Genomic DNA, 25,397 nt, shown 5'->3' on the forward strand with positions numbered 1-25,397 from the left:
TCAAAGCTTCATCGGGCGCACGTAGCCCGTCATTTCCAGGTAGCCGCGGCCCAGGCGCTTGCCGTCGCGGCTGGCCGTCACCGCGCCTTCCCAGTAGACCGCGCCGGTCGAGCGGCGCGAGTCGAGTTCCTGGTCGGGCTGCAGGGGATCGAGCTGCCAGCGCAGCGGACCCGTCGTGACCAGCGCGGCCACCGGGTACTCGGCGCCGGTGCGCGGCGACTTCCAGCGCGCGCTGGGCGTGAAACTGACCTGGTCCGGCGCATAGCGGGTGACTCGGCCCGCGCGATCGCGCACGGTGGCGTGCGCCCATAGTTTACCACCTTGCCTGCTGCGGATCTGGAAAGCCATCAGGGCGCCGCCGTCGTCGAGGTTCACGCCGATCCAGTCCCAGCCGGTGGCCTCGGGCTGCAGGGCTTCGCTCGACCATTCGTGGTCGAGCCAGGCGCTGCCCGTGATCTCGATCGGCAGGCTGCCGGCGCGGCCCACCTTGCCGCTCACCTTCAATTGCGGCTCGCTGTAGTAATGGCTGGCATGCTGGGGGCTGGCGCCCTTGCGCGAATAGCCGCCTTCGCCCTGCACCAGCACTGGCTGGGTCGGCTGCAGGCGCAGCTCCAGCGTCAGTTCGCTGGCGCGGATGCTCACGCGGTAGCTGCCGGAGCTTTCCCGCACCATGCGCCAGTCGTCGAGCTTCAGGTCGGTATTGCCGGTGCGCGCCCAGGCCAGGCCGAAGCCTTCGCGCGCGCTGCGCTGGTCGTGCACCAAGCGGCCCAGGGCCGGGTCGGACAGGGCGGCGTGGCCGATCACCAGCTGGCGCGGCGCGAAGGCGCTCGGGTTCTTCGGATCGTGCTCGGTGCGGCTGCGGAAGAAGGTGACCTGGAAGCCGAGCGGCTTGCGGTCGGGCGTCTCGACCCAGCCGGTGACGTACCACCACTCGGTGCGGAACTCGGGATGGGCGCCGTAATCGCGCGGGAAGGACAGCGCGGTGCCGGGCGTGACCGGGGCGAACTGCGGCGGCCCGGCCCAGGCCGACTGGCAGCACAGGCAGATCACCATCAGAAAACCGAACAGCGCAGCGCGCATCTACCAATCCTCCCTGACCGCGCGTACCGGACCGCCCGACAGCGCATAGCGTCCCGACACCAGTGCGGTCGCGACGGACGCTCCCACCAGCACGGCGGCAACGCTTCCCAGCAAGGTCCACGGCAGGTGCAGCTGCATCGTCCAGTGGAAGGACTGGGGATTCACAACATAAACCAGGATCAGGCTGATGACCAGCCCCAGCGCGAATCCGCAGGCCACGCCCAGCAGCGTGAGGAAGCCGCCTTCGAAGGCGAGGATGCCCAGCACCTGGCCGCGCGTGACGCCGACGTGGCGCAGCATGCCGAACTCCTTGGAGCGCGCCAGGGTCTGGGCCGAGAAGCTGGCAGCCACGCCGGACAGGCCGATCGCGATGGCGATCGCTTCCAGCAGGTAGGTGACGGCGAAGCTGCGGTCGAAGATTTTCAGGCTCATGCTGCGGATCTCGCCGGCCGACATGGTCTGCAGGGCTTTGCCGAAGGGCAGGGCGCGCACCGCCGCTTCCAGTCCTTCGACGCTGCCGCCGCGCGCCGCGAACAGGGCGGCGTCGCTGACCTCGGCCTCGCCGGTCAGGGCGCGGTAGTCCGCCAGGCGGATCACGACCGAGCCGGCCTGGTTGGCATAGTCGCGCCAGACGCCGGCAACGAAGAAGGCGGCCTGGCCGCCGCCCAGCGGCAGGTTCAATGTCTGGCCGACGCGCGCCCCGTACAGGTCGAGCAGGGCTTCCGACACCCAGGCCGGACGCGCGCCCGGCGGCAGCGGCGCAGTGTCGCCGACCAGGAACAGCAGGCGGCCGGGATCGCGCGCATCGATGTCGCGCGCGATGACCACCACGTTGGGCCGTTCCGGCGCCAGCGACACCGGCCGGGTGCGCAGGAAGTGGGCCTGGGCCACGCCCGGCATGGCGGCCAGGGCGGCCTGCTGCTGCGGACTGAGGAAACCGGTATTGCCGCCGCTGGCGGCGCGCACGTACAGGTCGGCCGGCAGGATGTGGCCCATCCAGTCGTCCACCGAGACCCGGAAGCTGGCCACCATGATGCCCATCGCGACCATCAGGCTGAAGCTGGCGAGCACGCCGCCGAGCGCGATCGAGGCCTGGCCGGGCGCATTCGCCAGGCGCGCCAGGGCCAGCGTGAGGACCGGCGGCGCGCGGCGGCTGCGCAGCAGCAGGGCTTCCATGTGCCGGAAGGCTTGCGCCGCCAGGCGCGGCATCAGGCCGATGCCGCCGATCAACAGCAGCGCGATCGACACGTAGCCGAACAGGGGCAGCTCGAACAGCGGCGGCGCAAAGGCCAGCAGCGCCGCGAGCCCCAGGCACAGCAGGGACGGCCATACCCGCGCCAGGCCCGACAGGGCCGCCTCGTCGGCGCCGGACTTGATCGCCACCGCCGGGCGCGCCCGCGCCGCCTCCAGGGCCGGTGCCAGGCAGCCGAGCAGGGCCACGCCCAGGCCGAGCAGGAAGAACACGCCCGCCGCGACCGGCGTGAACTGGACCTGCGGCCGGATGCCGGGGAAGTAGCCCGCGCCCAGGTCGCCGCCGAAGAAATGCAGGGCCAGCGCCGCCAGTGCGTAGCCGCCCAGGATGCCGAGCAGGGCGCCGGCGATGCCGAGGCTGGCGCCTTCCAGCAGCACCTGGCGCAGCAGCTGGCCGCGCTCCAGCCCCAGCACGCGCAGCAGTGCGAACTGGCTGCGCCGGCGCATCACCGACAGCGCCTGGGTCGAGAACACCAGGAAGGCGCCCGTGAACAGGGCCACCAGCGCCAGCACGGTCAGGTTGACGCGGTAGGCGCGGCTCAGGTTGGCGTTGCGTTCTTCCTGATCGCCGTCGTTCGGCTGGCGCACCGCGAAGCGGCCCGGGTAGGCGCCGTCCAGTTCGGCCCTCAGGCTGCGTTCGAAGGCGGCGCGGTCGACCCCGTCGCGCAGCTTGAGGTCGACCCGCGAGAGCCGGCCGAGTTTCTCGAAGCGCCATTGCATGGCGCCGATGTCCATGACGGCGATGCGCTGGCCGGCGCGGGCACGCTGGACCGGGCCGGCCACGCGCAGGCTGACCTCGCCCGTGCCCGCGCGCAGCGCGATGCGCTCGCCGGTGCGCTTGCCGAGCCAGCTCTGGGCCGCGGGCGACAGGAAGATCGCGTCGTCGGCCAGCACATCCAGCATGCGGCCGTCCTGCGGCGCGCCGGTGAGATCGGGGGAAATATAGCCGGCACGGAAGGCGTCGATGCCGACGATGCGCAGCGCTCCCTGTTGGCCGGCGAGGCCGGCCGAGAGTTCGAGCACCGGTGCCGCCATGGCAACCTGCGGGTGCGCGGCCAGGCGCGCGTACGCGGCTTCGTCGAACAGGGGTTCGCGCCCGGCGACCTGGATGTCGGCCTGGCCGGACAGGCTCTTGACGGCGGCGGAGAATTCGTTGAAGGCGGCGGCGTTGATCAGGTGGATGGCGAAGCCCATCGCGACGCCGACCGCGATGGCGGCGATGGCCAGCAGCGCCCGCACGGGATGGGCGCGCCATTCGCCGAACAGCAGCCAGCGCGTGAGTGTGCCGGAAGGGGTGCTCAGGCCGGGCATTCCACCGCCATTGCCTCGGCCTGGCGCCGTGCCTTGAGGCGCGCGCTCTCGGCCTGTTCACGCCCGGCGCGCGTCACGTCTTCTTCCGCCCACTTGCGCTGCAGGCGCAGTTTGTCGCAGCGACGCTTGAGGGCGGCAGCCTCTCGCTGCGCCCTTGCGCTGTCACGGGCAGCCCTTTCCTCGCGCGCGGCGCGTGCGTCCTCGATTTGCTGCAGCATGGCGCGCTCGCGGGCGATCCGCTGCAGGGATTCGGGAGCAGGCGCCGCTGCGGCCTGCACGTGCAAAGCGACCGCGGCATGGCCGCAGGGCCGGTCGTTGTAGCTGATCCTGCCGCCTTCCTTGCATTTATAGATCGTATCCGCAGCCGCAGCGCTTGAGGCCAGGCAGATGATCGCCATCGATACTTGCTTGTGCATGCTCAGGTCCCCGGTCATAGAATTTTGCCAGGATTCATAATGCCGAGCGGGTCCAGTGCGGCTTTGACGGCACGCATCATGTCCAGCTCGACCTGCGCCTTGTAGCGGGTCAACTCGTCGCGCTTGAGGGCGCCCACGCCGTGTTCGGCCGAGATCGAGCCCCGGAAGGCGGCGACGCTGTCGTGGACGATGCGGTTGACGGCATCCTGGTGGGCCAGGAAATCCTCGTGCCTGATGCCTGGCGGTGGCGCAACGTTGTAGTGCAGGTTGCCGTCGCCCAAGTGCCCAAAACATACGACCTGGCAGCCCGGGTAGGCGGCTTGCAGCAGCGCGTCGGTGGACTCGATGAATTCCGGAATGCTGGAGACGGGCAGCGAGATGTCGTGCTTGATGTTCTTGCCGGCCGCCGCCTGCGCCAGCGGGATGTGCTCGCGCAGCTGCCACAGGCCGAGCGCCTGGCTGCCGGAAGTCGCCAGCACGGCGTCGAGCGCGATGCCGCTGTCGAGCGCCGCACCGACGGCCGATTCGACCAGGTCGGCCGCATGGTCTTCGGATTCGTTGCTCGACAGTTCGACCAGGGCGTACTGCGGGTAATGCGCGGCAAAGGGCCTGGGCAGCGCCGGAAACTGGGTGGCCACCAGGCGCAGGCAGAAATCGGACATCAGCTCGTAGCCGGTCAGCGCGGCGCCGCAGCGCTCCTGCATCAGCCCCAGCAGCGCGAGGGCGCTGCGCGGCGATTCCAGCGCGACCAGCGCCGTCAAGGCGGCTTTCGGCTGCGGATAGAGTTTCAGCACGGCGGCGGTGATCACCCCGAGCGTGCCTTCGGCGCCGATGAAGAGCTCGCGCAGCGCATAGCCGGTGTTGTCCTTGCGCAGACCGCGCAAGCCATCCCACACCTGGCCCGCGGCGGTGACGACTTCCAGGCCGAGGCAGAGCTCGCGCGTATTCCCGTAACGTAGCACCGCCGTGCCGCCGGCATTGGTCGACAGGTTGCCGCCGATGGTGCAGCTGCCCTCGGCCGCCAGGGAGAGCGGAAACAGCATGCCGGCCTCGAGCGCGGCCTGCTGGATGTCGTGCAGGATGCAGCCGGCCTCGACCGTCATGGCGCGGTTGGCGGCGTCGACCTCGCGGATGCGGTTCAGGCGCCGCAGCGACAGGACGATGGCGGCGCCGCTGGCGTCCGGCACGCTGCCGAGCACCAGGCCGGTACGGCCGCCCTGGGGCACGATGGGCACGCGCGCCGCCGCGCAGGCGGCCACCACCCGCGCCACTTCGCCGGTGTCGGCAGGCAGCACGACGGCACGCGCGCGGCCGCTGAAGCGGCCACGCCAGTCGGCGAGAAAGGGCGCCATCTCCGCGCTGTCGGTGAGCAGGTGCTGCGCCCCGACGATGGCCTCGAGGCCGGACAGGAAATCGCCGGCCGGCAGCGGCTCAGTCATGCGGCACTTTGACCTTGTCGAGCAGTTCCTTGGCCAGGCGCTTGGCTTCCTTCTTGTACGGATGCAGGAACAGCAGCGCGCAGGCGTAGTACACCAGCACCAGCACGATCTCGCCGATCGCCATGCCGCGCGAGGCTTGCGTGGTGTCGGCCCAGGCGCGCACCACGCCTTCGGCGAAATACACGAGGATGACCATCGACGACCACTGCAGCGTATACAGGTCGCGCTTGATCACGCCGCGCAGCGGCAGCAGCAGGGGCAGGGCCTTGAGCGCGAGCAGCGAGCCGCCCGGGTGCAGGGGCGCGACGAACACTTCCCAGGCCACGAGCCAGCCGATCAGCCAGATCAGGCTCGCGATCGCGCCGGCATGAAAGACTTTTGCGGTATCCATCATTCCATTCCTTGCAGTTTGACCGCAGCAAGGGCCAGACGTTTGCCCAAGGCGATGGCGAGCACGCGCTCGTCCTCGGTCAGGACGCGCTTGCCGTCGGCGCCGGCCCAGTGCGAGGCGCCGTAGGGGCTGCCGCCGCTGGCGGTATTCATGAGTTCAGGATGTGCGTAGGGCAGGCCCATTACCAGCATGCCGTGGTGTAATAAGGGGATCATCATCGACAACAAGGTCGATTCCTGTCCGCCGTGCAGGCTGCCGGTGGAGGTGAACACGACCGCCGGCTTGCCGGTCAGGGTGCCGTTGACCCAGTCGGCGGCGGTACCGTCGAGGAAGTACTTCACGCTCGAGGCCATGTTGCCGAAGCGGGTCGGCGAGCCGAGCGCCAGGCCGGCGCAGTCGCGCAGGTCGTCCAGTTCGACGTAGGGTGCGCCCTCGAGGGGGATGTCGGGCGCGGTGGCCTCGGCCACGGTGGAGACGGCGGGCACGGTGCGCAGGCGCGCTTCGGCCCCGGGCACGCTCTCGATGCCCTGGGCGACCAGTTCGGCCAGTTTGCGGGTGGCGCCGTGGCGCGAGTAGTACAACACAAGAAGAGTCAGGGTCGGCTTCATCGTTGGTATTATAGGGCGCTTTGCCGAAAAGACATGCCTTTTGAAAGGGCGAATCGAACACCCGATGCTTTCCAAAACCGTCCACTCCCTGTCGCGCTCCACCACCGATATGCTGGCCCTCGGCGTCGACCGCGCGCGCGGCCTGACCCTGGGTGAAACCCGCGACCTGCTGGGCTTCGCGCGGCGCCGCCTGCGCGAGGAAAAACTGCCGCAGGTTGCGGGCAGCCTGACCTTCACCACCACGCTGGCCCTGGTGCCCCTCCTGACCATCGTGCTGGCGATCCTGACCACCTTCCCGGTCTTCGGCCAGTTGCGCACGGCCCTCGACACCTGGTTCGTGCAGACCCTGATGCCGAAGGCGATCGCCAATACCATCAGTTCCAACCTGACCCAGTTCGCCAGCAAGGCCAAGGGCCTGTCCCTGCTCGGCGCCGTGCTCCTGCTGCTGACCACGACCGCCATGATGGGCATGATCGAGCGCGCCTTCAACCAGATCTGGGGCGTGCGCCGTCCGCGTCCCTGGTCGCAGCGGGTGCTGGTCTACTGGGCCCTGATCACGCTCGGCCCGATCCTGTTCGGCCTCTCGCTCAGCGCCACCGGCCAGCTGTTCAGCGCCACCGGCGGCTTGGTGAAATCCCTGCCTTTCGTCGGCGCGCTGTTCTATACCCTGGTGTCGATCGCCCTGACCACGGGCGCCTATACGCTGCTCTACATGGCGGTGCCGAACCGGCGCGTGGTCTGGCGCGACGCCTTGTGGGGCGGCTTGGCGGCGGCGATCGCCTTCGAGATCGCCAAGCGCGGATTCGCGCTGTTCATCCGCCAGTTCCCGACCTACGCGATCATCTACGGCGCCCTGGCCGCGCTGCCGCTGTTCCTGGTCTGGATCTACCTGTCCTGGCTGATCACCCTGCTGGGCGCGGTGCTGGCGGCCGCGCTGCCGGTGGTCAAGTACGAGCGCTGGAAGCACCAGCCCGCGCCCGGCAGCGCCTTCGTGGACGCGATGGCGGTGCTCAAGGTCTTGCACGGCAGTTCGCAGCTGACCGGGACTGCGCTGGTGTCGAGCGCGGCGATCCGGGCCCATACGCGCATCGGCTACGACGAGATGTCGATGCTGCTCGAGAAGATGGTGGCGGCCGGCTGGGTCGGCAGGGTGCAGGACGAACTGCCGGCACGGGCGCGCTGGGGACGCGGCGCGCGCGAGAACGTCGACAACTGGGTCCTGCTGGCCGATCCCGGCAAGCTGCGCCTGGCCGAGGTCTATCGCCTGTTCGTGTTCGAAGCCGGCGGCGGTGACAGCGCGCCGGCGACGCCGCTGGCACTCGACACGGCGGCGCTGGCGCGGCGGGTGGAAGCCGCGGTCGAGGATGGGCTGGAACAGTCGCTGGCGGAGCACTTCGCCGGCTCTCCCTGAAGTCCCCCACCGAGGATGGGTCACGGCGGCAGGACCGCGCACTACACTGCGCGGCATCCCGATTCCATGCGCGCCTGCAATGAAACATCTTTCCCTGCTGCTGGCGCTGAGCGCCGGCGTCTCCCTCGACAGTCACGCCCGGTTCGGCGATTTCCTCAAGAACGTCGCGGCCGATGCCGCCCGCCAGGCCGTGGCCGGCCAGGTGCACAAGGCCGCGGCCTGCTGTGCGAATACACCGGCGCCTACGCGTCGAAGGCGAGCTGGCACGAGATGATCTGAGCGTCCTCGCTTACCAGCTGAGCTTGCCTGTCAGCATCTGCCAATACATGACCCAGTCGGCGCGGAACGAGAGCCAGGGCTGGGAAAACGAGGCCGGTTTGTTCTTCTCGTAGAAGAAGTGGCCGATCCAGGCCCCGCCATAGCCGCTGACGACCGCGAACAGCAGCCACCAGGCGTTCAGGCTGTCGATGTACTGGGCGAACGCCGCGATCGCCGAGGAGGTGCCGATGAAGTGGGCGCGCCGGCAGCGGCGGTCGGCGTGCTGGCTCAGGTAGTAGGGATAGAATTCCGCAAAGCTGGCGTAACGGGCCGTCATGGCGTCTCCTGGGTCTCCACAAAAGGAATCGACGCGGCGAAACCCGCCAGGGCGTCGAGCACCGCGTCGGGCGCTTCGGCCATCATCTGGTGGCCGGCGTCCACGCTGACGATTTTGCCATGGGCGATCGCGCCAGTCAGCAGTTTCGTCGAGCGCGGCGGCGTCATCACGTCCTTGCTGCCGAGGACGAACAGGCTAGGGCAGCGCACCGCGCGGGCCGCCGCTTCGCCGCCCGCGTAGCTGTTGCAGGCCGCAAAATCCGTGTAGAACAGCTGGTGCGGATTGCGCGCCGACATGCGCTGCATCAGGCGGCGTGCGCCGCCCATCACCGAGAAGCCCGGGCCGGGGCAGGACGGCTTGTGCGCGATCGACGAATGCGACCAGATGTTGACCATGTCGATCGCAGCCTGTTCATCCGTGCGCGCGGTCTCGAGCAGGGCGTCGGCGACCTTCATCGGATAGGTCGTGCCGAGCAGGGCCAGGCCGGCGACCAGGTCGGGTGCGCGGCGGCTCGCCTCCAGTGCGATGAGCGAGCCCATGCTGTGGCCGGCCAGCAGCGCGCGCCGCACGCCGGCGGCCCGCGCCACCGCGATGACCCAGTCCGCCATCGCCTCCACGCTCTGCAAGGCCGGACCGGCGCTGCGCCCATGGCCCGGCAGGTCCACGGCCAGCACCGCATACCCATGGTGGGCCAGGTAGCGGCTCTGCAGCGCCCAGACCGAGTGATCGTTCTGCGCACCATGGATGAACACGAGCGCCGGCAGGGCCGGGTCGAAGGCCTTGCCGCCGGTGTAGGCGTAGGCAAGGGCGCCATCGATATCGAATTGCATCTCAGGCTCCCTTCTGCGCCAGTTTCAGCGCGCGTTTCAGGTCGTCGATCAGGTCGTCCGGATCTTCCAGGCCGACCGACAGGCGCATCGTGCCCTCGCTGATGCCGGCGGCCGCCAGCTGGTCGCTTGGGACCCGGAAATGCGTGGTCGAGGCGGGGTGGATCACCAGCGACTTTGCGTCGCCCACGTTGGCAAGGTGCGAGAACAGCTGCAGCCCGTCGGCGAAGCGGCGGCCGGCGGCGCGGTCGCCTTTCAGGTTGAAAGTGAACACGGCGCCGCAGCCCTTCGGCAGCAGGCGCTGTGCAAGCGCGTGGTCCGGGTGCGACTCGAGTTCCGGATAGGACACCGATTCGACGGCCGGGTGCGACAGCAGGAACTCGACCACGCGGCGGGTGTTGGCGACGTGGCGGTCCATGCGCAGGCCGAGGGTCTCGATGCCCTGCAGGATGGCGAAGGCGTTGTGCGGGCTCATCGCCGCACCGAAGTCGCGCAGGCCTTCGCGGCGGGCGCGCAGCGCGAAGGCGCCGACCGTGGATTCTTCGGCGAACACCATGCCGTGGAAGCCCTCGTAAGGTTCGCACAGTTCCGGGAAGCGCCCGCTGGCGGCGTGGGCGGCGTCCCAGTCGAAGGTCCCGCCGTCGACCAGCAGGCCGCCGATCGCGGTGCCGTGGCCGCACAGGAACTTGGTGGCCGAATGGAACAGCAGGTCGGCGCCGAGCTCGAAGGGCCGCTGCAGATACGGCGTGGTGAAGGTCGCGTCCACCATCAGCGGCAGGTGCTGCTCGTGGGCGATCGCGGCGATGGCAGGGATGTCGAGCACGTCGAGGCCCGGGTTGCCGAGGGTCTCGCCGAACAGCACTTTGGTGTTCGGCCGGATCGCGGCGCGCCAGGCATCCAGGTCGCGCGGATCGACGAAGCTGGTCTCGATGCCGAAACGGCGCAGCGTGTAATGCAGCAGGTTGTGGGCGCCGCCGTACAGCGCGCGCGAGGCGACGACGTGGCTGCCGGCGCCGGCGATGGTGGCCAGGCCCAGGTGCATCGCGGCCTGGCCGCTGGCGGTGGCGATGCCGGCGACGCCGCCCTCGAGTGCGGCGATGCGCTCTTCCAGCACCGCATTGGTCGGGTTCGAGATGCGCGAGTACACGTGGCCGGCGCGTTCCATGTTGAACAGGGCGGCTGCGTGGTCGGAATCGCGGAAGGCGAAGGCAGACGTGAAATGGATCGGCGTGGCGCGCGCGCCGGTGCTCGGGTCGGGCGAGCTGCCGGCGTGCAGGGCCAGCGTGTCGAAGCCGGGATAGTGGGGACCGCTCATCGTTGTTGTCTCATCCATGGAACGCGATGGGCCGCATCCTAGCATCTATTTATGCTTGCGCAACATTGCGTTTCACCAAATCAGTGCGATGCTGGATTTTTTGACGGGCATCGGCTACAGTCGGAGTTATGAGTTATACAAATATTGCTGCAATTACAAACCAACCGGACGGGGTGGCCACCATGAAAGTCTCCGAGATCCTGCAGGTGAAAGGCGAAATCCTCTATACCGTCACGCCCGACATGCCGCTGCTGCAAGCGGCCGAGACGATGGCGGAGAAGGACATCGGCTCGCTGGTCGTCATGGAATACGGCGACCTGGTCGGCATGCTGACCTTCCGCGAAGTGATCAAGGAACTCCATGCGCAGGGCGGCACCCTCGGTTCGGGCACCGTGCGCAAGGTGATGGACGACAGCCCCATCACCGTCACCCCGGACACCGAAGTCAACGAAGTGCGCCGCATCATGCTGGAAAAGCATGCGCGCTACCTGCCGGTGATGAATGCCCGCACCCTGCTGGGTGTGATCTCGTTCTATGACGTGGCCAAGGCGGTGCTGGAAGCGCAGAGCTTCGAGAACCGCATGCTCAAAGCGTATATCCGCGACTGGCCGGCCGAACAGGCGACCGAAGACTGATTTGCCGGGATCAGGCCGCCTGCGTCAGCGCCTGATCCCCCAGCCACGCCAGCAGTGCCTCCGGCGTCAGTGGACGCGCGAACAGGAAGCCCTGCGCCAGCGGGCAGCCCAGCGAACGCAGGATGTGCGCCTGGCGTTCGTCCTCGACCCCTTCCGCGATCACCGACAGTCCCAGGTTGCTGCCCAGCTGGATCACCATTTCGGCGATGCTGCTGCCGCGCGCCGAGCCGGTGATTTCGGTAACGAAGGTGCGGTCGATCTTGAGCCGGTCGACCTGCAGCCGCTGCAGGTGCGACAGCGAGGAAAAACCGGTGCCGAAGTCGTCGATCGCGATCGACACGCCGGTGCGCTTGATCTGGGCCAGCTTTTCGACCAGCAGCGCCGGCTCTTCCATCGCCATCGATTCGGTGATTTCCAGTTCCACGAACTCGGGCGGCGCCCTGGAATCGTCCAGTGCGCGGCGCAGCATGTCGAGGAACTGCGGGTGGCGGAACTGCACTTGCGAGACGTTCACCGACATCGTGAACGCGCGGTGCCCGGCCGCGCGCAGGCGCACCAGTTCCGCCAGGGCCTGGCGCAGCACCCATTCGCCGATGTCGACGATCAGGCCGGAATACTCGGCGATCGGGATGAAGCGGTCCGGCCCCACCAGGCGTCCGTCCTCGGTGCGCCAGCGCAGCAGCGCTTCGGCGCCGAAGGGGCGGTTGGTGGCGAGATCGACCTGCGGCTGGTATGCCAGGAACAGCTCGCCGCGCTGGAAGCCGCTGCGCAGGGCGTGCATCATGCGCACCCGTTCGCGGATCTCGACGCCCATGCTGCGCGAGAAATAGAAGTGGCCGGCGCGCTGCTGCGACTTGGCGCGCTTGAGCGCGATGTCGGCATCCTTGAGCGCGTCGGCGCCACTGCCGTCGTGTTCGACCAGGCGCACCAGGCCGAGCGTGGCCGAGACCTGCACGTCCTGGCCGTCGATATGGAAGGGCACGCGGAACAGGTCCTGGATCGCGGCCGGCTGCACCGCGCCGGCGTCGCCCAGCACGCAGAAGATGTCGCCGCCGATGCGCGCCACTTCCAGCTGCGCATCGCTTCCCGACTTGAGCCGCGATTCCAGGCGCTTGCCGACCGCGACCAGCAGCAGGTCGCCGAAATGGTGGCCGAGCGCGTCGTTGGTCTCGGCAAAGTGGTCGAGGTCGACCAGGGCGAGCGTGGCGCTGCCGCGCTGCGGACTGGCCAGCAGCGCGTCGACCAGCTCGACCAGGCGGGTGCGGTTCGGCAGGCCGGTGAGCTGGTCGCGGAAGGCGGCCAGGTTCAGGTGGGTCACCAGCTCCACGTTGTCGAGGCCGACGGCCACCACGCTGGCGAACACGTCGAGCAGGCGGCGTTCGATGTCGCCGACCTTGCGCCCGAAGGGAATGCAGGCGGCGAAATCGCGGCCGGCCTTGCCGGGGAAATGCAGCGACAGCCAGCCCTCGGCGTGGACGCCGCCGCGGGTGCCCAGGGTGCGTCCGACCGCGCCGGCCAGCACCGGGTGGCGCTGCGGGCTCAGTTCGCGTCCCTCGAGCTGGGCATGCTCGCCGGCGGCGGCGACCACGTGCAGGGTGTCGGGGCGGCCGTGGCCGCTCTCGCGTACGCACAGCACGCCGGCAGGCGCCTGGCCGAGCAGGGTGGCGGCCTGGCGCAGCACGCCCTGGGCCACGTCGCGCACGCCGTGCAGCGACATCAGGGAGGCGCCGGCCGCGACGATCTGCTCGAGTCCCGCGCGGCTGGCGTCGAGGGCGCGCAGTTGCTGGTAGGAGCGCACCGCGGCGGCGACCGCCGTATACAGCTTGGTGCGGGTGAGTTCGGACTTGGTGCGGTAATCGTTGATGTCGTAGCCGCGGATGGCCTCGAGCTCGGGCGCGTAGCCCGGCTGGCCGGTGCGCAGGATGATGCGGACCTCGATCATGCCCAGCTCTTCGCGGATCTGGCGCACCAGCTGCAGGCCGGCGTCGGGACGCTCCATCACCACGTCGAGCAGGACCACGGCAATGTCGGGTTCGCGTTCGAGCATGGCGCGCGCTTCGCGTGCCGAGTAGGCGTGCAGGAATTCCAGCGGACGGCCCTGCATCTCGACGTTCTTCAGGGCGAAGGTGGTGGTCGAATGCACGTCGGCGTCGTCGTCCACGACCAGGACGCGCCAGGCCGGCGCGGATGTCGTGGACGCGGGAGCGTCGGCCTCGTCGACGAAGACGAGCTCATCGCGGTCCTGTCCGCGGTTTTCTCCGGCTTCGGTCGTGGTGCCTGAGGGCGGCATCGGGGCAGACATGCGCTACATCTCCAGTGTGGCTGGGCTTTTGGAGCAGCCAGTATATATGTAATTGCCAATATGGAAGCCCTGCAAATGGCCGATGCAACAAAAAATGTATCCTTGCGGCAACTGTTTTCGGGTTCAAACGCGCAGAGGGCCGCTTCCTCACCCTTGCCGCCAGGCTGGTAGAATGACAAACCCACTATTTTGAAAACAGACCCACCATGTCCGGTAACTCCTTCGGCAAGCTGTTCTCCGTAACCACTTTTGGCGAGTCGCACGGCCCGGCCATCGGCTGCGTCATCGACGGGTGCCCGCCCGGCATGGCCTTGAGCGAAGCCGACATCCAGCCCGAGCTGGACCGCCGCAAGCCCGGCACCTCGCGCCACGTGACGCAGCGCCAGGAAGCCGACCGGGTGCAGATCCTGTCGGGTGTCTACCAGGGCGTCACGACCGGCACGCCGATCGCGCTCCTGATCCAGAACGAAGACCAGCGCAGCAAGGACTACGGCAACATCACCGAGACCTTCCGGCCCGGCCATGCCGACTACACCTACTGGCACAAGTACGGCGTGCGCGACCCGCGCGGCGGCGGCCGCTCGTCGGCGCGCCTGACCGCCCCGGTGGTGGGCGCGGGCGCGGTGGCGAAGAAATGGCTGCGCGAGCAGTTCGGCACCGAGTTCTTCGGCTGCATGACCCAGCTGGGCGACATCGCCGTGCCCTTCCAGTCCTTCGAGCACGTGCATGCGAATCCCTTCTTCGCGGCGACCGCCGATGCCGACCTGCTGGCGCGCATGGAAGCCGCGATGGACGAGCTGCGCCGCGCCGGCGATTCGATCGGCGCGCGCATCGACGTGGTGGCGCGCGGCGTCCCGGTGGGCTGGGGCCAGCCGATCTACGACAAGCTGGACGCCGACATCGCCTACGCGATGATGGGCATCAATGCCGTCAAGGGCGTGGAGATCGGTGCGGGCTTCGCATCGGTGGCGCAGAAGGGCTCGGAGCACGGCGACGAACTCACGCCGGAAGGCTTCGTCGGGAACAATGCCGGCGGAGTGCTGGGCGGGATCTCGACCGGGCAGGACATCACGGTCTCGATCGCGATCAAGCCGACGTCCTCGATCCGCACGCCGCGCCGTTCGATCGACAAGGACGGCAATCCGGTGATGGTCGAGACCTTCGGCCGCCACGATCCCTGCGTCGGCATCCGCGCGACGCCGATCGCCGAGGCGATGCTGGCGCTGGTGCTGATCGACCACGCGCTGATGCACCGCGCGCAGTGCGCGGATGTGAGGGTAGGGACGCCAAAGCTGGGTTGATCGTCCTTGCGGGTCAGACCCGCGTCGCCACCGCCTCGGCCTGGTGCCGCCGCTCGACGGCGCGCACCACCAGTCCGCGCAAATCGTTCAGCAGCGAAAACTCGGTCTGGCTCAGCACGACCGTGGGGAAGCTGTCGTCCCATTCGCCGTAGACGAAGCCGGCCGGCTGGCCGTGCGCGCACAACGGGATCACGACGAAGCAGCGGGCCTCGTTCAGCGTGCCTTTCCACCAGCCCGGCAGCTTGGCCGCGAACTTGGCGTCGCGTGCGTTCTCGATGAAGATCACGCGGTCGCTGCCCAGCGCCGCGTGGAACACGTTCGGTTCGTAGGCGTCATCGAACACCAGGTTCGGCAGCAGCGCCTTGCTGCCTTCGCCCAGGCCCAGGCGGGCGGCGTAGCGCCCTTCGCGACGGTTGCGCAGGAAAGCGAAGGAGCGGGTGAAGGACAGGCCCTGGTGGATGGTTTCGAGCGCCATCGACATCATCTGGCCCGGCGTCGCGTTGGCGCCGGCATCGCGCATGTCGGCCACGCCGCTCATCAAGACCTTGTTACCGGCCATGCGCTTGCGGGTGGCGGCGGCCAGCTTGGCGCGCTTCTCGGCCGGCTTGGCCAGCGGAGCGATCGTCAGGTCCGAGGCGGCGGTCTCGCGCGCCTTGTCGATGGCGCCGAGCAGGCCGGCGGTTTCCACGCCCAGCATCGGTGCGAAACTCTCGGCCAGGGCCGCCACGCGGGTGGCGGTGGCCTCGTCGTCGTGCCACAGCGCGTCCGCGGCCTGGGTCGACATGGTGCCGAGCGCGGCCAGCCAGTCGTCGTGGCCGAAGCCTTCGCTGCGTTCGCCCGGTTCGACGCGGCGCATGCTGGCCACCAGGTTGTGCGGCAGGCCCCAGTGTTCGGCGGTGGCGCGGCCGATGGCTTCCAGCGACAGGCCGAGCTGCGCTTCGGCGGCAAGCTCCTCGCGGCCCGCGCCTGCGGTATCGCGCAGCTGGAGCCAGCGTTCCGGCATGTAGAAGGTGACCATCATGCGGCCGAGCGAATGCAGGATCGAGCACACCACCGCTTCCTCCGGGTCGCGCGATACCGCGCTGGCCGCCACCTGCTGCGCGACCATCCCGGCCAGCACAGCCTTCTCCATCTCGATGTGGGCGGTCTCGGTGTCGGGCGTGGACTTGGCTAATTCCTCGATCAGCTTCAGGCCCAGCGCCAGGTGGCCGATGGCCTCGGTCCCGAGCACCAGGACCGCCTTCGACACCGTGTTGATGCGCTGGCCGAAGGCCGAATACATGCCGCTGTTGGCAAGGCGCAGCACCTTCTGGGTCAGGACCGGGTCCGACAGCACCGTCTGGGTCATCGAGAACTCGCGCTCGTCCTCGCCGCGCATGGAGGCGAGGATCGCGTTGATGGCCTTGGTGAAGCCCGGCATGTCGCCCTGCCTGCGGATGCGCTCCCACAGCAGGGATAGGGTGGCTTCGGCCCGGGGCGTGCGCGCAATATCGGCTAATGTCGTCATGGTTTGACCGCCCGGAAGTCGGCCGGCAGTAATTCTGTGTAGAGATTTTCTTTCAGCGCAGTGAGCGCCACATGGGCCGGCATCGGCTTGCCGGTCAGGTAGCCCTGCACGTAGTGGCAACCGAGATCGGAGAGCCAGGCCAGCTGCGCTTCGGTCTCGACCCCTTCGGCGACCACCGACAGGTCGAGGTGCTTGGCCAGGTCGAGCACCGCGTTGCAGATCGCCGCGTCCTTCTCGGCGCCCGGCAGGTCCTTGACGAAGGCGCGGTCGACCTTCAGCACCGAGATCGGGAAGCGCTTCAGGTAGGCCAGCGACGAATAGCCGGTGCCGAAGTCGTCGATCGCGATGCGGGCGCCGCGCTCGGCCATCTTGGCCAGGACCGCCTCGGCATGCGCCGGGTCGACCATCAGGGTGCCTTCGGTGATCTCGAGCACCAGCTTGCTGCCCGGGGTACCGGACAGCGCCAGCGCATCGTCCAGCACGGTCAGGAACTTGTCGCTCCTGAACTGGCGCGGGCTGATGTTAACCGAGATGTACAGCTCGCGCCCGGCCACTTCCTCGAACTGGCGCACCTGCATGCAGGCCGCCTTCAGCGCCCAGGCGCCCAGCAGGTTGATCAGGCCGTTGGTCTCGGCGATCGGGATGAAGCGCACCGGCGGCACCATGCCGAGGGTCGGGTGCTTCCAGCGCATCAGGGTCTCGAAGCCCTCGATGGTGCGGCTGCGGGCGTCGACGATCGGTTGGTAGTAGAGCTGGAATTCGCCTTCGCGCACCGCGTTGAACATCGCCGCCTCGAGCGAGATGTCGTGCTCGGGCGGGCCCTGGTCGCGCGGGCTGTAGGTGACGGAGCGCGCCTTGCCGGTCTCCTTGGCGCGCGACATGGCGGTGTCGGCCAGCGTCACCAGCCGCACTTCGTCCTCGGCATGGTCCGGATAGGTGGCCACGCCGATCGAGCCGGCCAGGTAGATGGTGTGGCCGTCGATCTCGAAGGGCGACTGCAGGGCGGCCATCAAACGCCCGGTGACCAGCTTGATCTGGGCCTCGTTGGCGGATCCCGGCAGGACCGCGACGAATTCGTCGCCGCCGACCCGGGCCAGGGTGTCGCTGTCGCGCAGGGTGCGGCGCAGGCGGCCCGCGGCCATGCGCAGCACAGCGTCGCCGACTGCGTGGCCGAGGCCGTCGTTGACCTTCTTGAAGCCGTCCAGGCCGATGGTCGCGACCGCGAAACCCTGGCCGGAACGCCGTGCGTTGGCGATCACCATGCGGATGCGGTCCGACAGCAGGACCCGGTTCGGCAGTTCGGTGAGCGAATCGTGGGTCGCCATGTGGCGCAGGCGCTCTTCGGTTGCGTGCTGGGCCGACATGTCGCGGCCGATGACGAGCAGCGGGGCATCGTCGCCGGAGGTGATCAGGGCAATGCGCAGTTCGAACCTGATGTCGCGCTCGCCGCAGCGGAAGCGCGCTTCGAGCAGGACCGGGTCGCCGCTTGCGCCGGCGCTGGCCAGGGCATTGCGCAGCGCCGGCTGGTCGACGTCATGGACCAGCGACACCAGCGGGCGGCCGCCCGCTTCCACGCCGCTCAGCGTCAGGGCGCGGCGGCTGGCGGCGCGCACCTGGCCACCGAGGGCAACGCGGAACACGATGTCGCCGGCCGCTTCGAGCAGGCTGTCGAGCAGCGCAGGGGGCTGCTTGCGGGGCTCGAACTTGGCGGCGGTGGAACTGGTGTGCATTCTTTAATGTCTGCCTTGTTGTTACTGGCACGCGCTGACAGGACACGTGTAAACCATGCAAGTCTACCAAACCAAGGCTGACTCTAGCATTGAAAGATTCCGAAAGGCATTAAAAATCACAAGCCCGCTCGCGTTTCACCCGTCTTGCCACGCAGTTTGTCCTAACGCAGCGGCTTGCGTCGATGCAGGCTTTGCGTTAGCGTTCTTGTAGCTTGGACAAGCTATACGTACACGACTATTGTCGCCGATTATTGCTCTCTAGCAAATTATTGCTCGATGGCTAGTCCAAATTTGATGTCAGGATGCAACACTTGGCCGCGGTATTCCTGATGTTTATCGGTTGAGAAAGCGAAAAATGAACTCCTTCGACACCCATGAGGTCCTGAACCAGGCCACCCCCTTCGCCGACGTGAACCTGTTCCGCTGCGATCCGGCGCTGCTGGAAGCGGTCGAGCGCGAGGGGGCGGACTGGGCCGGGGAGAACCTGGATGCGCTTGGGGCCGAACTGGGCCGCGCGGAGACCCTCGACCTGGCGCGCGTGGCCAACGTCAACGGTCCGCGCCTGGTGAGCTACGACCGGATGGGCAAGCGGATCGACGAGGTCGAGTTCCATCCGGCCTGGCACCGGCTGATGGCGATGCTGATCGGGGCCGGCGCCCACGCCGCGCCCTGGCGCGCGCCGCGTCCCGGCGCCCAGGTCGCGCGCGCCGCCCAATACCTGCTGTTCGGGCAGGTGGAGAACGGCGCGCAATGCCCGGTGACCATGAGTTTCGCTTCGGTGCCGGCGCTGCGCCGCGTGCCTGAGCTGGCGGCCGAATGGCTGCCGAAGATCCTCTCCAGCGAGTACGACCCGCGCTCGCTGCCCATCGCGCAGAAGCGCGGCGCCCTGGTCGGCATGGGCATGACCGAGAAGCAGGGCGGCAGCGACGTGCGCGCCAACACCACCCGCGCCACGCCGCTGCCGCGCGGCGAGGCGCACGAGGGCGCCTGGCGGATCGTCGGCCATAAATGGTTCTTCTCGGTCCCGCAGGCGGACGCGCACCTCATCCTGGCGCAGACCGGGGGTGGCGGCGATGCGGGCCTGAGCTGCTTCTTCGTGCCGCGCTTCCTGCCGGACGGCAGCCGCAACGCGATCCGCGTGCAGCGCCTCAAGGACAAGCTGGGCAACCGCTCCAATGCCTCGTCCGAAGTCGAGTTCCACGACGCCTTCGGCTGGATGGTCGGCGAGCCGGGGCGCGGCATCCCGACCATCCTCGAAATGGGCGCCTACACCCGGCTCGACTGCGTGCTGGGCAGCGCCGGCATCATGCGCGCCGCGCTGTGCCACGCTCTGCACCACGCGCGCGGACGCAGCGCGTTCGGACGGCTGCTCAGCGAACAGCCCCTGATGCAGAACGTGCTGGCCGACCTCGCGCTGGAATCCGAGGCCGCCACCGCCTTCGCGCTGCGCCTGGCGCGCTGCTTCGACGAACAGGACGACCCGGCCCAGGCACTGCTGGGACGCATCCTGACGCCGGCCGGCAAGTACTGGATCTGCAAGCGCGGACCGGCCTTCGGCGCCGAGGCCATGGAGGTCATGGGCGGCAACGGCTACGTCGAGGACGGACCGCTGGCGCGCCTGTACCGCGAGTTTCCGGTGAATTCGATCTGGGAGGGCTCGGGCAACGTCATGTGCCTGGATGTGCTGCGCGCGCTCGGCAAGTCGCTGCCGGAGGCGCACGCGGCCCTGGCCGCCGAGCTGCTGCCCGCCGCCGGCCTCGATGCCCGCTTTGGCGCCTATGCGCAGCAGCTGCTCGACGAGCTGCCGGTCCTGGCCCGGGACGAGGGCGGCGCGCGCCGCCTGGCCGAGCGCCTGGTGCTGGCAGTGCAGGCGGCGCTGCTGCTGCGCCATGCGCCGGGCTATGTCGCCGATGCCTTCGTCGCCTCGCGCATCGCCGTCGAGCCGGGCGGCGCCTTCGGGCGCCTGCCGGCGGCCGCCGACTGTGCGGCGATCCTCGAGCGGGCCCTGCGTCCCTGAAGCGCGGCCCGACTTGTCGAAATGTGCAGAAAAAAAGGACAAACGGCCGCGCGGCTGGGATAATGGCGCCCCAGGCTTCACACAAAATTCGTTTAATACCGACCATGAAACAAGACCCGCGCTTTCCCAACCTCTTCATCCTGAACCACCCGCTCATCCAGCACAAGCTGTCCCACATGCGCGAGCACGACACCTCCACGCGCACGTTCCGCGAGCTGCTGCGGGAGATCACGCTCTTGATGGGGTATGAGATCACGCGCGACCTGCCGCTGACCACGCGCACCGTGCAGACGCCCCTGATGACCATCGAGGCCCCGGTCATCGCCGGCAAGAAGCTGGCGATCGTGCCGATCCTGCGTGCCGGCATCGGCATGAGCGACGGCCTGCTGGAACTGGTGCCGTCGGCGCGCGTCGGCCACATCGGCGTGTTCCGCGACCCGGACACCCACGAGCCGGTCGAATACCTGGTGCGCCTGCCGGATACCAACGAGCGTACCTTCATCCTGTGCGATCCGATGGTCGCGACCGGCAATTCGGCGGTGCACGCGGTCGACGTGCTGAAGAAGCGCGGCGTGCCGAGCGAGCAGATCCTGTTCCTGGCCCTGGTGGCCGCGCCCGAAGGCATCGAGGTGTTCCAGAAGTCGCACCCGGACGTCAAGGTCTACGTCGCCTCGCTCGATTCGCACCTGAACGAGGACGCCTACATCGTCCCGGGCCTGGGCGACGCCGGCGACCGCATCTTCGGCACCAAGTAAGCCGGATCAAGGGGAGGGGAGACCATGCACGCGGCGGACCAGCAGTTCTTCTCGCGCCTGGCAACGGCGAACGCCAGTTTCGCCGGCCGGCTGCCGGCCATCCTCGAGCGTCTCGGCGCGCTCGGCGCCCAGCTCGATCCCCTGGCCCCGGCCGCCGCCGCCGGCGAACTGCAGGCGATGCTGCACACCATGGCCGGTTCGGCCGTCACCTTCGGCTACCGCGGCCTGGGCCAGCATGCGCGCGCGCTCGAGCAGCGCCTGCGCGTCCTGACGACCTTCGACGCCGTCGCCGCCAGCGAATGGGCGGCCTGGCTCCACGAGCTGGGCCAGTTCGTCGAGGCGGCGCGGCGCGACCCGCACGGCCTCGGCTGAAGTCAGCACTAACCTGTCAGCGACATCGCGATTATGTTCTATCGCAATACATGATTGCAGAATCGTTTGATCTCGCGCAAATTTCCCGCCACTCGATGGCCTATATTTTCCCTACTGCCGAATCAGAACCCGCCTATAAAAGTTGAAGTAAGGAAGTTTTATGGGAATTGTTGCGAAAACCCGCTTTTTTATTTTGCGAAGTGCGTGTCGCGCCGTTTTTATTCGGTATAATGCAGGATCGTTGGGTTGTAGATAGTAGTGCAGTCTGTCTGTCATTTCTTTCTTGCTTCTTCAAACGATCTTAAACGGGCGTAAGCCCAACTTAACTGAAATAGGAAATTGTAATGGCAACTGGCATCGTTAAATGGTTCAATGACTCGAAGGGTTTCGGCTTCATCACCCCTGATGAAGGCGGCGAAGATCTGTTCGCACACTTCTCGGCAATCCAGAGCAACGGCTTCAAATCGCTGCAAGAGAACCAGCGCGTTTCGTTCGACGTGACCACTGGCCCGAAGGGCAAGCAGGCCGCGAACATCCAGCCGCTGTAATCGCTCTCCAGCGATAGCAAAAATCCCCGGGTAGCCGGGGATTTTTTTTGCCTATCGGATTCAGATCCGCCAGTACTCGGGCTGCGCATAGCTGCGCCGCAGGAAGTCGACGAAGGCGCGGATCCGCAGGGGCAGGTGCTGGCGCTGCGCGAATACCGCATGGATGTCGTTGCCGGGCGCGGCGAATTCGTCCAGTACCGTGCACAGCTCGCCCGCAGCGATCTGCGCGCCCACTTCCCACATCGAGCGCCATGCCAGGCCCTTGCCGGCCAGCGCCCAGGCGTGCAGCACCGCGCCGTCGTTGCATTCCATGTTCCCGCCCACCTTCAGCGTGACCGGCTTGCCCTTGTCGAGAAAGGTCCAGCCGCGCTGGCTGCCTTCGCTGCTGATCGCCAGGCAGTTGTGCCTGGCCAGGTCGGCCAGCACGCACGGCCGACCGTGCCGCTTCAGGTAGGCGGGCGTGCCGACCACCACGCGGTGGTTGTCGGCCAGCTTGGTGCCGACCAGGTTCGAGTCGTTCAGGCTGGCGATCCGGATCGCCACGTCCACGCCTTCGCCGACGACGTCGACCAGGCGGTCGGTCAGGTTCAGGTTGACCGTGACTTCGCGGTGCTCGGCCAGGAAGGAGGGCAGCAGGGGCGCCACGTGCTGGCGCCCGAAGCCGGCCGGGGCCGATACGAACAGGTGGCCGGTGGCGCGCGCACTACGCTCGGTGGCCGCGGACTCGGCTTCCTCGAGTTCGACCAGGATGCGTTGGCAATCCTCGAGGAAGGCGGCGCCCTCGTCGGTGAGGACGAGGCGGCGCGTGGTCCGCTGCAGCAATTTGACCCCCAGCCTTGCCTCCAGGGCATCGAGGCGCCGTCCGATCATAGCCGGCGCGATGCCTTCGGCCCGCGCCGCCGCCGACAGGCTGCCGCGCGCCACCACGTCGACGAAGGTGGAAATCTGCCTGAACTTGTCCAATCATCCTCCTGATTTGATACAAAAACGCACAGATGTAGTGAGTAAATGTATCGTTTAGCTATCTGGAAGTGAATATACTTGATGCTATGACAAACGCCAAGGCGCAGGCTGCGCGTCTTCGGCGACACCGGTTTTCCACTTACAGGAGTTAGCGCAATGACCATCGCCACCCCCGCCGGCATGCAGATCACCGCCGAAATCAAGCCCGGTTACGAAAACATCCTGACCCCGGCCGCACTCGAACTGGTCGCCCGGCTGTCGCGCGCCTTCGAGCCGCGCCGCCAGGAATTGCTGGCCATGCGCGCCGAGCGTGCGCGACGTCTGGACGCCGGCGATCGTCCGGACTTCCTGCCGGAGACCGCCCATATCCGCGACGGCGACTGGAAGATCGCCCCGATTCCGCAGGCGCTCGCATGCCGGCGCGTCGAAATCACCGGCCCGGTCGAACGCAAGATGGTCATCAACGCCCTGAACTCGGGCGCCGACAGCTACATGACCGACTTCGAGGATTCGAACACGCCGAACTGGGACAACCAGATCACCGGCCAGCTCAACATGGTCGACGCGGTGCGCCGCAGCATCTCGCTCGAGCAGAACGGCAAGACCTACAAGCTGAACGACAAGGTGGCCACGCTGGTGGTGCGCCCGCGCGGCTGGCACCTCGACGAAAAACACGTGCTGGTCGACGGCAGGCGCGTCTCGGGCGGCATCTTCGACTTCGCGCTGTTCATGTTCCACAACGCCAAGGAGCAACTGGCGCGCGGCGCCGGTCCGTATTTCTACCTGCCGAAGATGGAATCGCACCTGGAAGCGCGCCTGTGGAACGACATCTTCGTGATGACCCAGGAAGCGCTCGGCCTGCCGCGCGGCACCATCAAGGCGACCGTGCTGATCGAGACCATCCTGGCCGCCTTCGAGATGGACGAGATCCTGTATGAGCTGCGCGAGCACAGCGCCGGCCTCAACGCAGGCCGCTGGGACTACATCTTCTCGTGCATCAAGAAGTTCAAGCTGGACAAGGACTTCTGCCTGGCCGACCGCGCCAAGGTAACCATGACCGCGCCCTTCATGCGGGCCTATGCGCTGCTGCTGCTCAAGACCTGCCACAAGCGCGGCGCGCCGGCGATCGGCGGCATGGCGGCCCTGATTCCGATCAAGAACGACCCGGAGAAGAACGAGGTCGCGATGGGCGGCGTGCGCATCGACAAGGCGCGCGACGCGACCGACGGCTACGACGGCGGCTGGGTGGCCCACCCGGGGCTGGTCGAGCTGGCGATGACCGAGTTCACCAAGGTGCTGGGCGACCGGCCCAACCAGATCGACAAGCAGCGTCCGGACGTCGAAGTCAGCGCGCGCGAGCTGCTCGACTTCAAGCCGGAGGCGCCCATCACGGAAGCGGGCCTGCGCTACAACATCAACGTCGGCATCCACTACCTCGGCGCATGGCTGGCGGGGAATGGCTGCGTTCCGATCCATAACCTGATGGAAGACGCGGCGACCGCCGAGATCAGCCGTTCGCAGGTCTGGCAATGGATCCGCTCGCCGAAGGGCGTGCTGGAAGACGGCCGCAAGGTCACGGCGGAGATGGTGCGCGCAATGATCCCGGAAGAGCTGGCCAAAGTGAAGGGCGACGCGCCGAATGGCGACAACCCGAGCTATGCGCGTGCGGCCGAGATTTTCGAGCAGATGTCGACTTCAGAGAACTTTGCGGAGTTCCTGACCTTGCCGCTGTACGAAGAAATCTGATGGTCCTTGGGTAGACTGTTTTACCGTCCACCCTACTTGAACACGTTCTTCCACTCCCGCAAAGCTGCGAAGGCTTCCACCGCCGACGCAGCTTCCTCCAGCCTGCCGGCCTCCACCAGGCTTTTCACGATCCCCGGCTCCGTGTAGCGCAGGAAGGGATTCGTTCCGCGCTCCAGCCCGATGGTCGAGGGCACCGTCGGCAGCCTGGTGCCGCGCTTCTCGCTCGCGTCCTTCATGCGCAAGGCCAGACCCTGGTTGTCGGGTTCCACCGCCTGCGCAAAGCGCAGGTTCGCCACCGTATATTCGTGCGCGCAGTAAACCAGTGTATCGTCGGGCAGGGCCGCCAGCTTGGCGAGCGAGTCCGCCATCTGCGCCGGCGTGCCTTCGAACAGCCGGCCGCAGCCGCCGGCGAACAGGGTGTCGCCGCAGAACAGCCAGTGCGCACCCGGGGTGCACCGAACGTAGGCGATGTGCCCCAGGGTGTGGCCGGGCACCTCCAGCACCGCGAGTTCCAGGTCGAGCCCGGGCACGGTGAAGCGCTCGCCTTCGCCCAGGGCCCGGGTGATGCCCTCGATTCCGTCATTTCGCGGCCCGAATACCGGCACCGGATTGTCTGCCAGCAGGGACGGCACACCGCCGATGTGGTCAGCATGGTGATGGGTGAGTAAAATGGCAGTCAGGGTGAGGCGGTGTTCGGCCAGCGCGTCGCGGACCGGTCCGGCGTCGCCCGGGTCGACCACGGCCGCGTTGACGCCGTCATGAATCAACCACAGGTAATTGTCGTTGAAGGCGGGTAGGGTCAGGACCGACAGGTCGCTATGCGCTGGGCTCGTCATGGTGTGGTGTAGAACAGCAGGTGAAATAGGGAAGGCTCAAG

Annotated in this window: 23 protein-coding genes; 9 read left to right on the forward strand and 14 right to left on the reverse strand. The window is 67.8% G+C overall.

Going from position 1 to position 25,397, the window contains the following annotated elements; translation table 11 throughout:
- The 6 genes from AC56LK_RS22670 to wrbA are packed head-to-tail and all read right to left on the reverse strand — an operon-like array spanning position 1 to position 6,496.
- On the reverse strand, positions 1 to 1,080 hold the full coding sequence (locus tag AC56LK_RS22670; protein WP_497186730.1) for a lipocalin-like domain-containing protein: 1,080 nt from the start codon (positions 1,078 to 1,080) through the stop codon (positions 1 to 3).
- Entirely contained in the window at positions 1,081 to 3,642 is a 2,562-nt protein-coding gene (locus AC56LK_RS22675) for an FtsX-like permease family protein (RefSeq protein ID WP_497186731.1), read from the reverse strand. It abuts the gene before it with no gap.
- On the reverse strand, positions 3,630 to 4,058 hold the full coding sequence (locus AC56LK_RS22680; RefSeq protein ID WP_497186732.1) for a DUF4124 domain-containing protein: 429 nt from the start codon (positions 4,056 to 4,058) through the stop codon (positions 3,630 to 3,632). The genes AC56LK_RS22675 and AC56LK_RS22680 overlap by 13 nt, the downstream gene beginning before the upstream one ends.
- Before the next feature lie 14 nt (positions 4,059 to 4,072).
- Positions 4,073 to 5,497, reverse strand: coding sequence for an FAD-binding oxidoreductase (locus AC56LK_RS22685; RefSeq protein WP_497186733.1), 1,425 nt, complete (start codon positions 5,495 to 5,497; stop codon positions 4,073 to 4,075).
- Positions 5,490 to 5,891, reverse strand: a complete 402-nt coding sequence (locus AC56LK_RS22690) for a DUF2069 domain-containing protein (RefSeq protein WP_436106167.1) — start codon at positions 5,889 to 5,891, stop codon at positions 5,490 to 5,492. Before AC56LK_RS22690 ends, AC56LK_RS22685 begins: the two co-directional genes overlap by 8 nt.
- On the reverse strand, positions 5,888 to 6,496 hold the full coding sequence (gene wrbA / locus AC56LK_RS22695; protein WP_497186734.1) for an NAD(P)H:quinone oxidoreductase: 609 nt from the start codon (positions 6,494 to 6,496) through the stop codon (positions 5,888 to 5,890). The genes AC56LK_RS22690 and wrbA overlap by 4 nt, the downstream gene beginning before the upstream one ends.
- Positions 6,497 to 6,560: 64 nt before the next feature.
- Between wrbA and AC56LK_RS22700 the strand changes: the two genes are divergently transcribed.
- Entirely contained in the window at positions 6,561 to 7,907 is a 1,347-nt protein-coding gene (locus AC56LK_RS22700) for a YihY family inner membrane protein (RefSeq protein ID WP_497186735.1), read from the forward strand.
- Positions 7,908 to 7,986: 79 nt separating this feature from the next.
- Entirely contained in the window at positions 7,987 to 8,181 is a 195-nt protein-coding gene (locus tag AC56LK_RS22705; protein ID WP_497186736.1) for a hypothetical protein, read from the forward strand.
- 15 nt (positions 8,182 to 8,196) lie between these two features.
- Here AC56LK_RS22705 and AC56LK_RS22710 read toward each other — a convergent pair whose 3' ends face one another.
- From AC56LK_RS22710 to AC56LK_RS22720, 3 genes are read right to left on the reverse strand one after another with little or no spacing between them, the layout of a single operon-like run.
- Complete coding sequence (locus AC56LK_RS22710) at positions 8,197 to 8,502, reverse strand: Mpo1-like protein (protein WP_497186737.1); 306 nt, start codon at positions 8,500 to 8,502, stop codon at positions 8,197 to 8,199.
- The gene (locus tag AC56LK_RS22715) at positions 8,499 to 9,332 is read right to left on the reverse strand and encodes an alpha/beta fold hydrolase (RefSeq protein ID WP_497186738.1); all 834 of its coding nucleotides are present in this window, start codon (positions 9,330 to 9,332) and stop codon (positions 8,499 to 8,501) included. The genes AC56LK_RS22710 and AC56LK_RS22715 overlap by 4 nt, the downstream gene beginning before the upstream one ends.
- Position 9,333: 1 nt before the next feature.
- On the reverse strand, positions 9,334 to 10,644 hold the full coding sequence (locus tag AC56LK_RS22720; protein ID WP_497186739.1) for an O-acetylhomoserine aminocarboxypropyltransferase: 1,311 nt from the start codon (positions 10,642 to 10,644) through the stop codon (positions 9,334 to 9,336).
- Positions 10,645 to 10,826: 182 nt separating this feature from the next.
- Here AC56LK_RS22720 and AC56LK_RS22725 point away from each other — a divergent pair, with 182 nt between their 5' ends.
- Entirely contained in the window at positions 10,827 to 11,279 is a 453-nt protein-coding gene (locus AC56LK_RS22725) for a CBS domain-containing protein (RefSeq protein WP_436106161.1), read from the forward strand.
- 10 nt (positions 11,280 to 11,289) lie between these two features.
- Here the strand turns inward: AC56LK_RS22725 and AC56LK_RS22730 are convergent, their stop codons facing one another.
- Complete coding sequence (locus AC56LK_RS22730) at positions 11,290 to 13,581, reverse strand: putative bifunctional diguanylate cyclase/phosphodiesterase (RefSeq protein WP_497186740.1); 2,292 nt, start codon at positions 13,579 to 13,581, stop codon at positions 11,290 to 11,292.
- Between the two features lie 206 nt (positions 13,582 to 13,787).
- On the opposite strand from AC56LK_RS22730, the gene aroC reads away from it, so the two are divergent.
- Positions 13,788 to 14,882: a chorismate synthase gene (gene aroC / locus AC56LK_RS22735; protein ID WP_497186741.1), complete on the forward strand. Its 1,095-nt coding sequence runs from the start codon at positions 13,788 to 13,790 to the stop codon at positions 14,880 to 14,882.
- Between the two features lie 13 nt (positions 14,883 to 14,895).
- On the opposite strand, the gene AC56LK_RS22740 is transcribed toward aroC, so the two are convergent.
- Both AC56LK_RS22740 and AC56LK_RS22745 read right to left on the reverse strand, forming a co-directional pair.
- A complete protein-coding gene (locus tag AC56LK_RS22740) occupies positions 14,896 to 16,389 on the reverse strand; it encodes an HDOD domain-containing protein (RefSeq protein WP_497186742.1) in 1,494 nt (497 codons plus the stop codon).
- On the reverse strand, positions 16,386 to 18,119 hold the full coding sequence (locus AC56LK_RS22745; protein WP_497186743.1) for a putative bifunctional diguanylate cyclase/phosphodiesterase: 1,734 nt from the start codon (positions 18,117 to 18,119) through the stop codon (positions 16,386 to 16,388). Before AC56LK_RS22745 ends, AC56LK_RS22740 begins: the two co-directional genes overlap by 4 nt.
- Before the next feature lie 355 nt (positions 18,120 to 18,474).
- Here AC56LK_RS22745 and AC56LK_RS22750 point away from each other — a divergent pair, with 355 nt between their 5' ends.
- The 4 genes from AC56LK_RS22750 (at position 18,475) to AC56LK_RS22765 (ending at position 21,811) form a co-directional block, all read left to right on the forward strand.
- Positions 18,475 to 20,136: an isovaleryl-CoA dehydrogenase gene (locus AC56LK_RS22750; protein WP_497186744.1), complete on the forward strand. Its 1,662-nt coding sequence runs from the start codon at positions 18,475 to 18,477 to the stop codon at positions 20,134 to 20,136.
- 104 nt (positions 20,137 to 20,240) lie between these two features.
- Positions 20,241 to 20,891, forward strand: coding sequence for a uracil phosphoribosyltransferase (gene upp, locus AC56LK_RS22755; RefSeq protein ID WP_436106155.1), 651 nt, complete (start codon positions 20,241 to 20,243; stop codon positions 20,889 to 20,891).
- Positions 20,892 to 20,915: 24 nt separating this feature from the next.
- The gene (locus AC56LK_RS22760; RefSeq protein ID WP_497186745.1) at positions 20,916 to 21,263 is read left to right on the forward strand and encodes an Hpt domain-containing protein; all 348 of its coding nucleotides are present in this window, start codon (positions 20,916 to 20,918) and stop codon (positions 21,261 to 21,263) included.
- 344 nt (positions 21,264 to 21,607) lie between these two features.
- On the forward strand, positions 21,608 to 21,811 hold the full coding sequence (locus AC56LK_RS22765; RefSeq protein ID WP_027867533.1) for a cold-shock protein: 204 nt from the start codon (positions 21,608 to 21,610) through the stop codon (positions 21,809 to 21,811).
- A 60-nt stretch (positions 21,812 to 21,871) separates the two neighbouring features.
- Here AC56LK_RS22765 and AC56LK_RS22770 read toward each other — a convergent pair whose 3' ends face one another.
- Positions 21,872 to 22,774, reverse strand: a complete 903-nt coding sequence (locus AC56LK_RS22770; protein ID WP_497186746.1) for a LysR family transcriptional regulator — start codon at positions 22,772 to 22,774, stop codon at positions 21,872 to 21,874.
- 156 nt (positions 22,775 to 22,930) lie between these two features.
- Between AC56LK_RS22770 and aceB the strand changes: the two genes are divergently transcribed.
- Entirely contained in the window at positions 22,931 to 24,520 is a 1,590-nt protein-coding gene (gene aceB, locus AC56LK_RS22775) for a malate synthase A (RefSeq protein ID WP_497186747.1), read from the forward strand.
- Positions 24,521 to 24,552: 32 nt separating this feature from the next.
- Here the strand turns inward: aceB and gloB are convergent, their stop codons facing one another.
- Complete coding sequence (gloB, locus tag AC56LK_RS22780) at positions 24,553 to 25,356, reverse strand: hydroxyacylglutathione hydrolase (RefSeq protein WP_497186748.1); 804 nt, start codon at positions 25,354 to 25,356, stop codon at positions 24,553 to 24,555.
- Between the last annotated feature and the right edge of the window lie 41 nt (positions 25,357 to 25,397).

It is taken from the genome of Telluria sp. ZB4P36 (genome assembly GCF_059685865.1).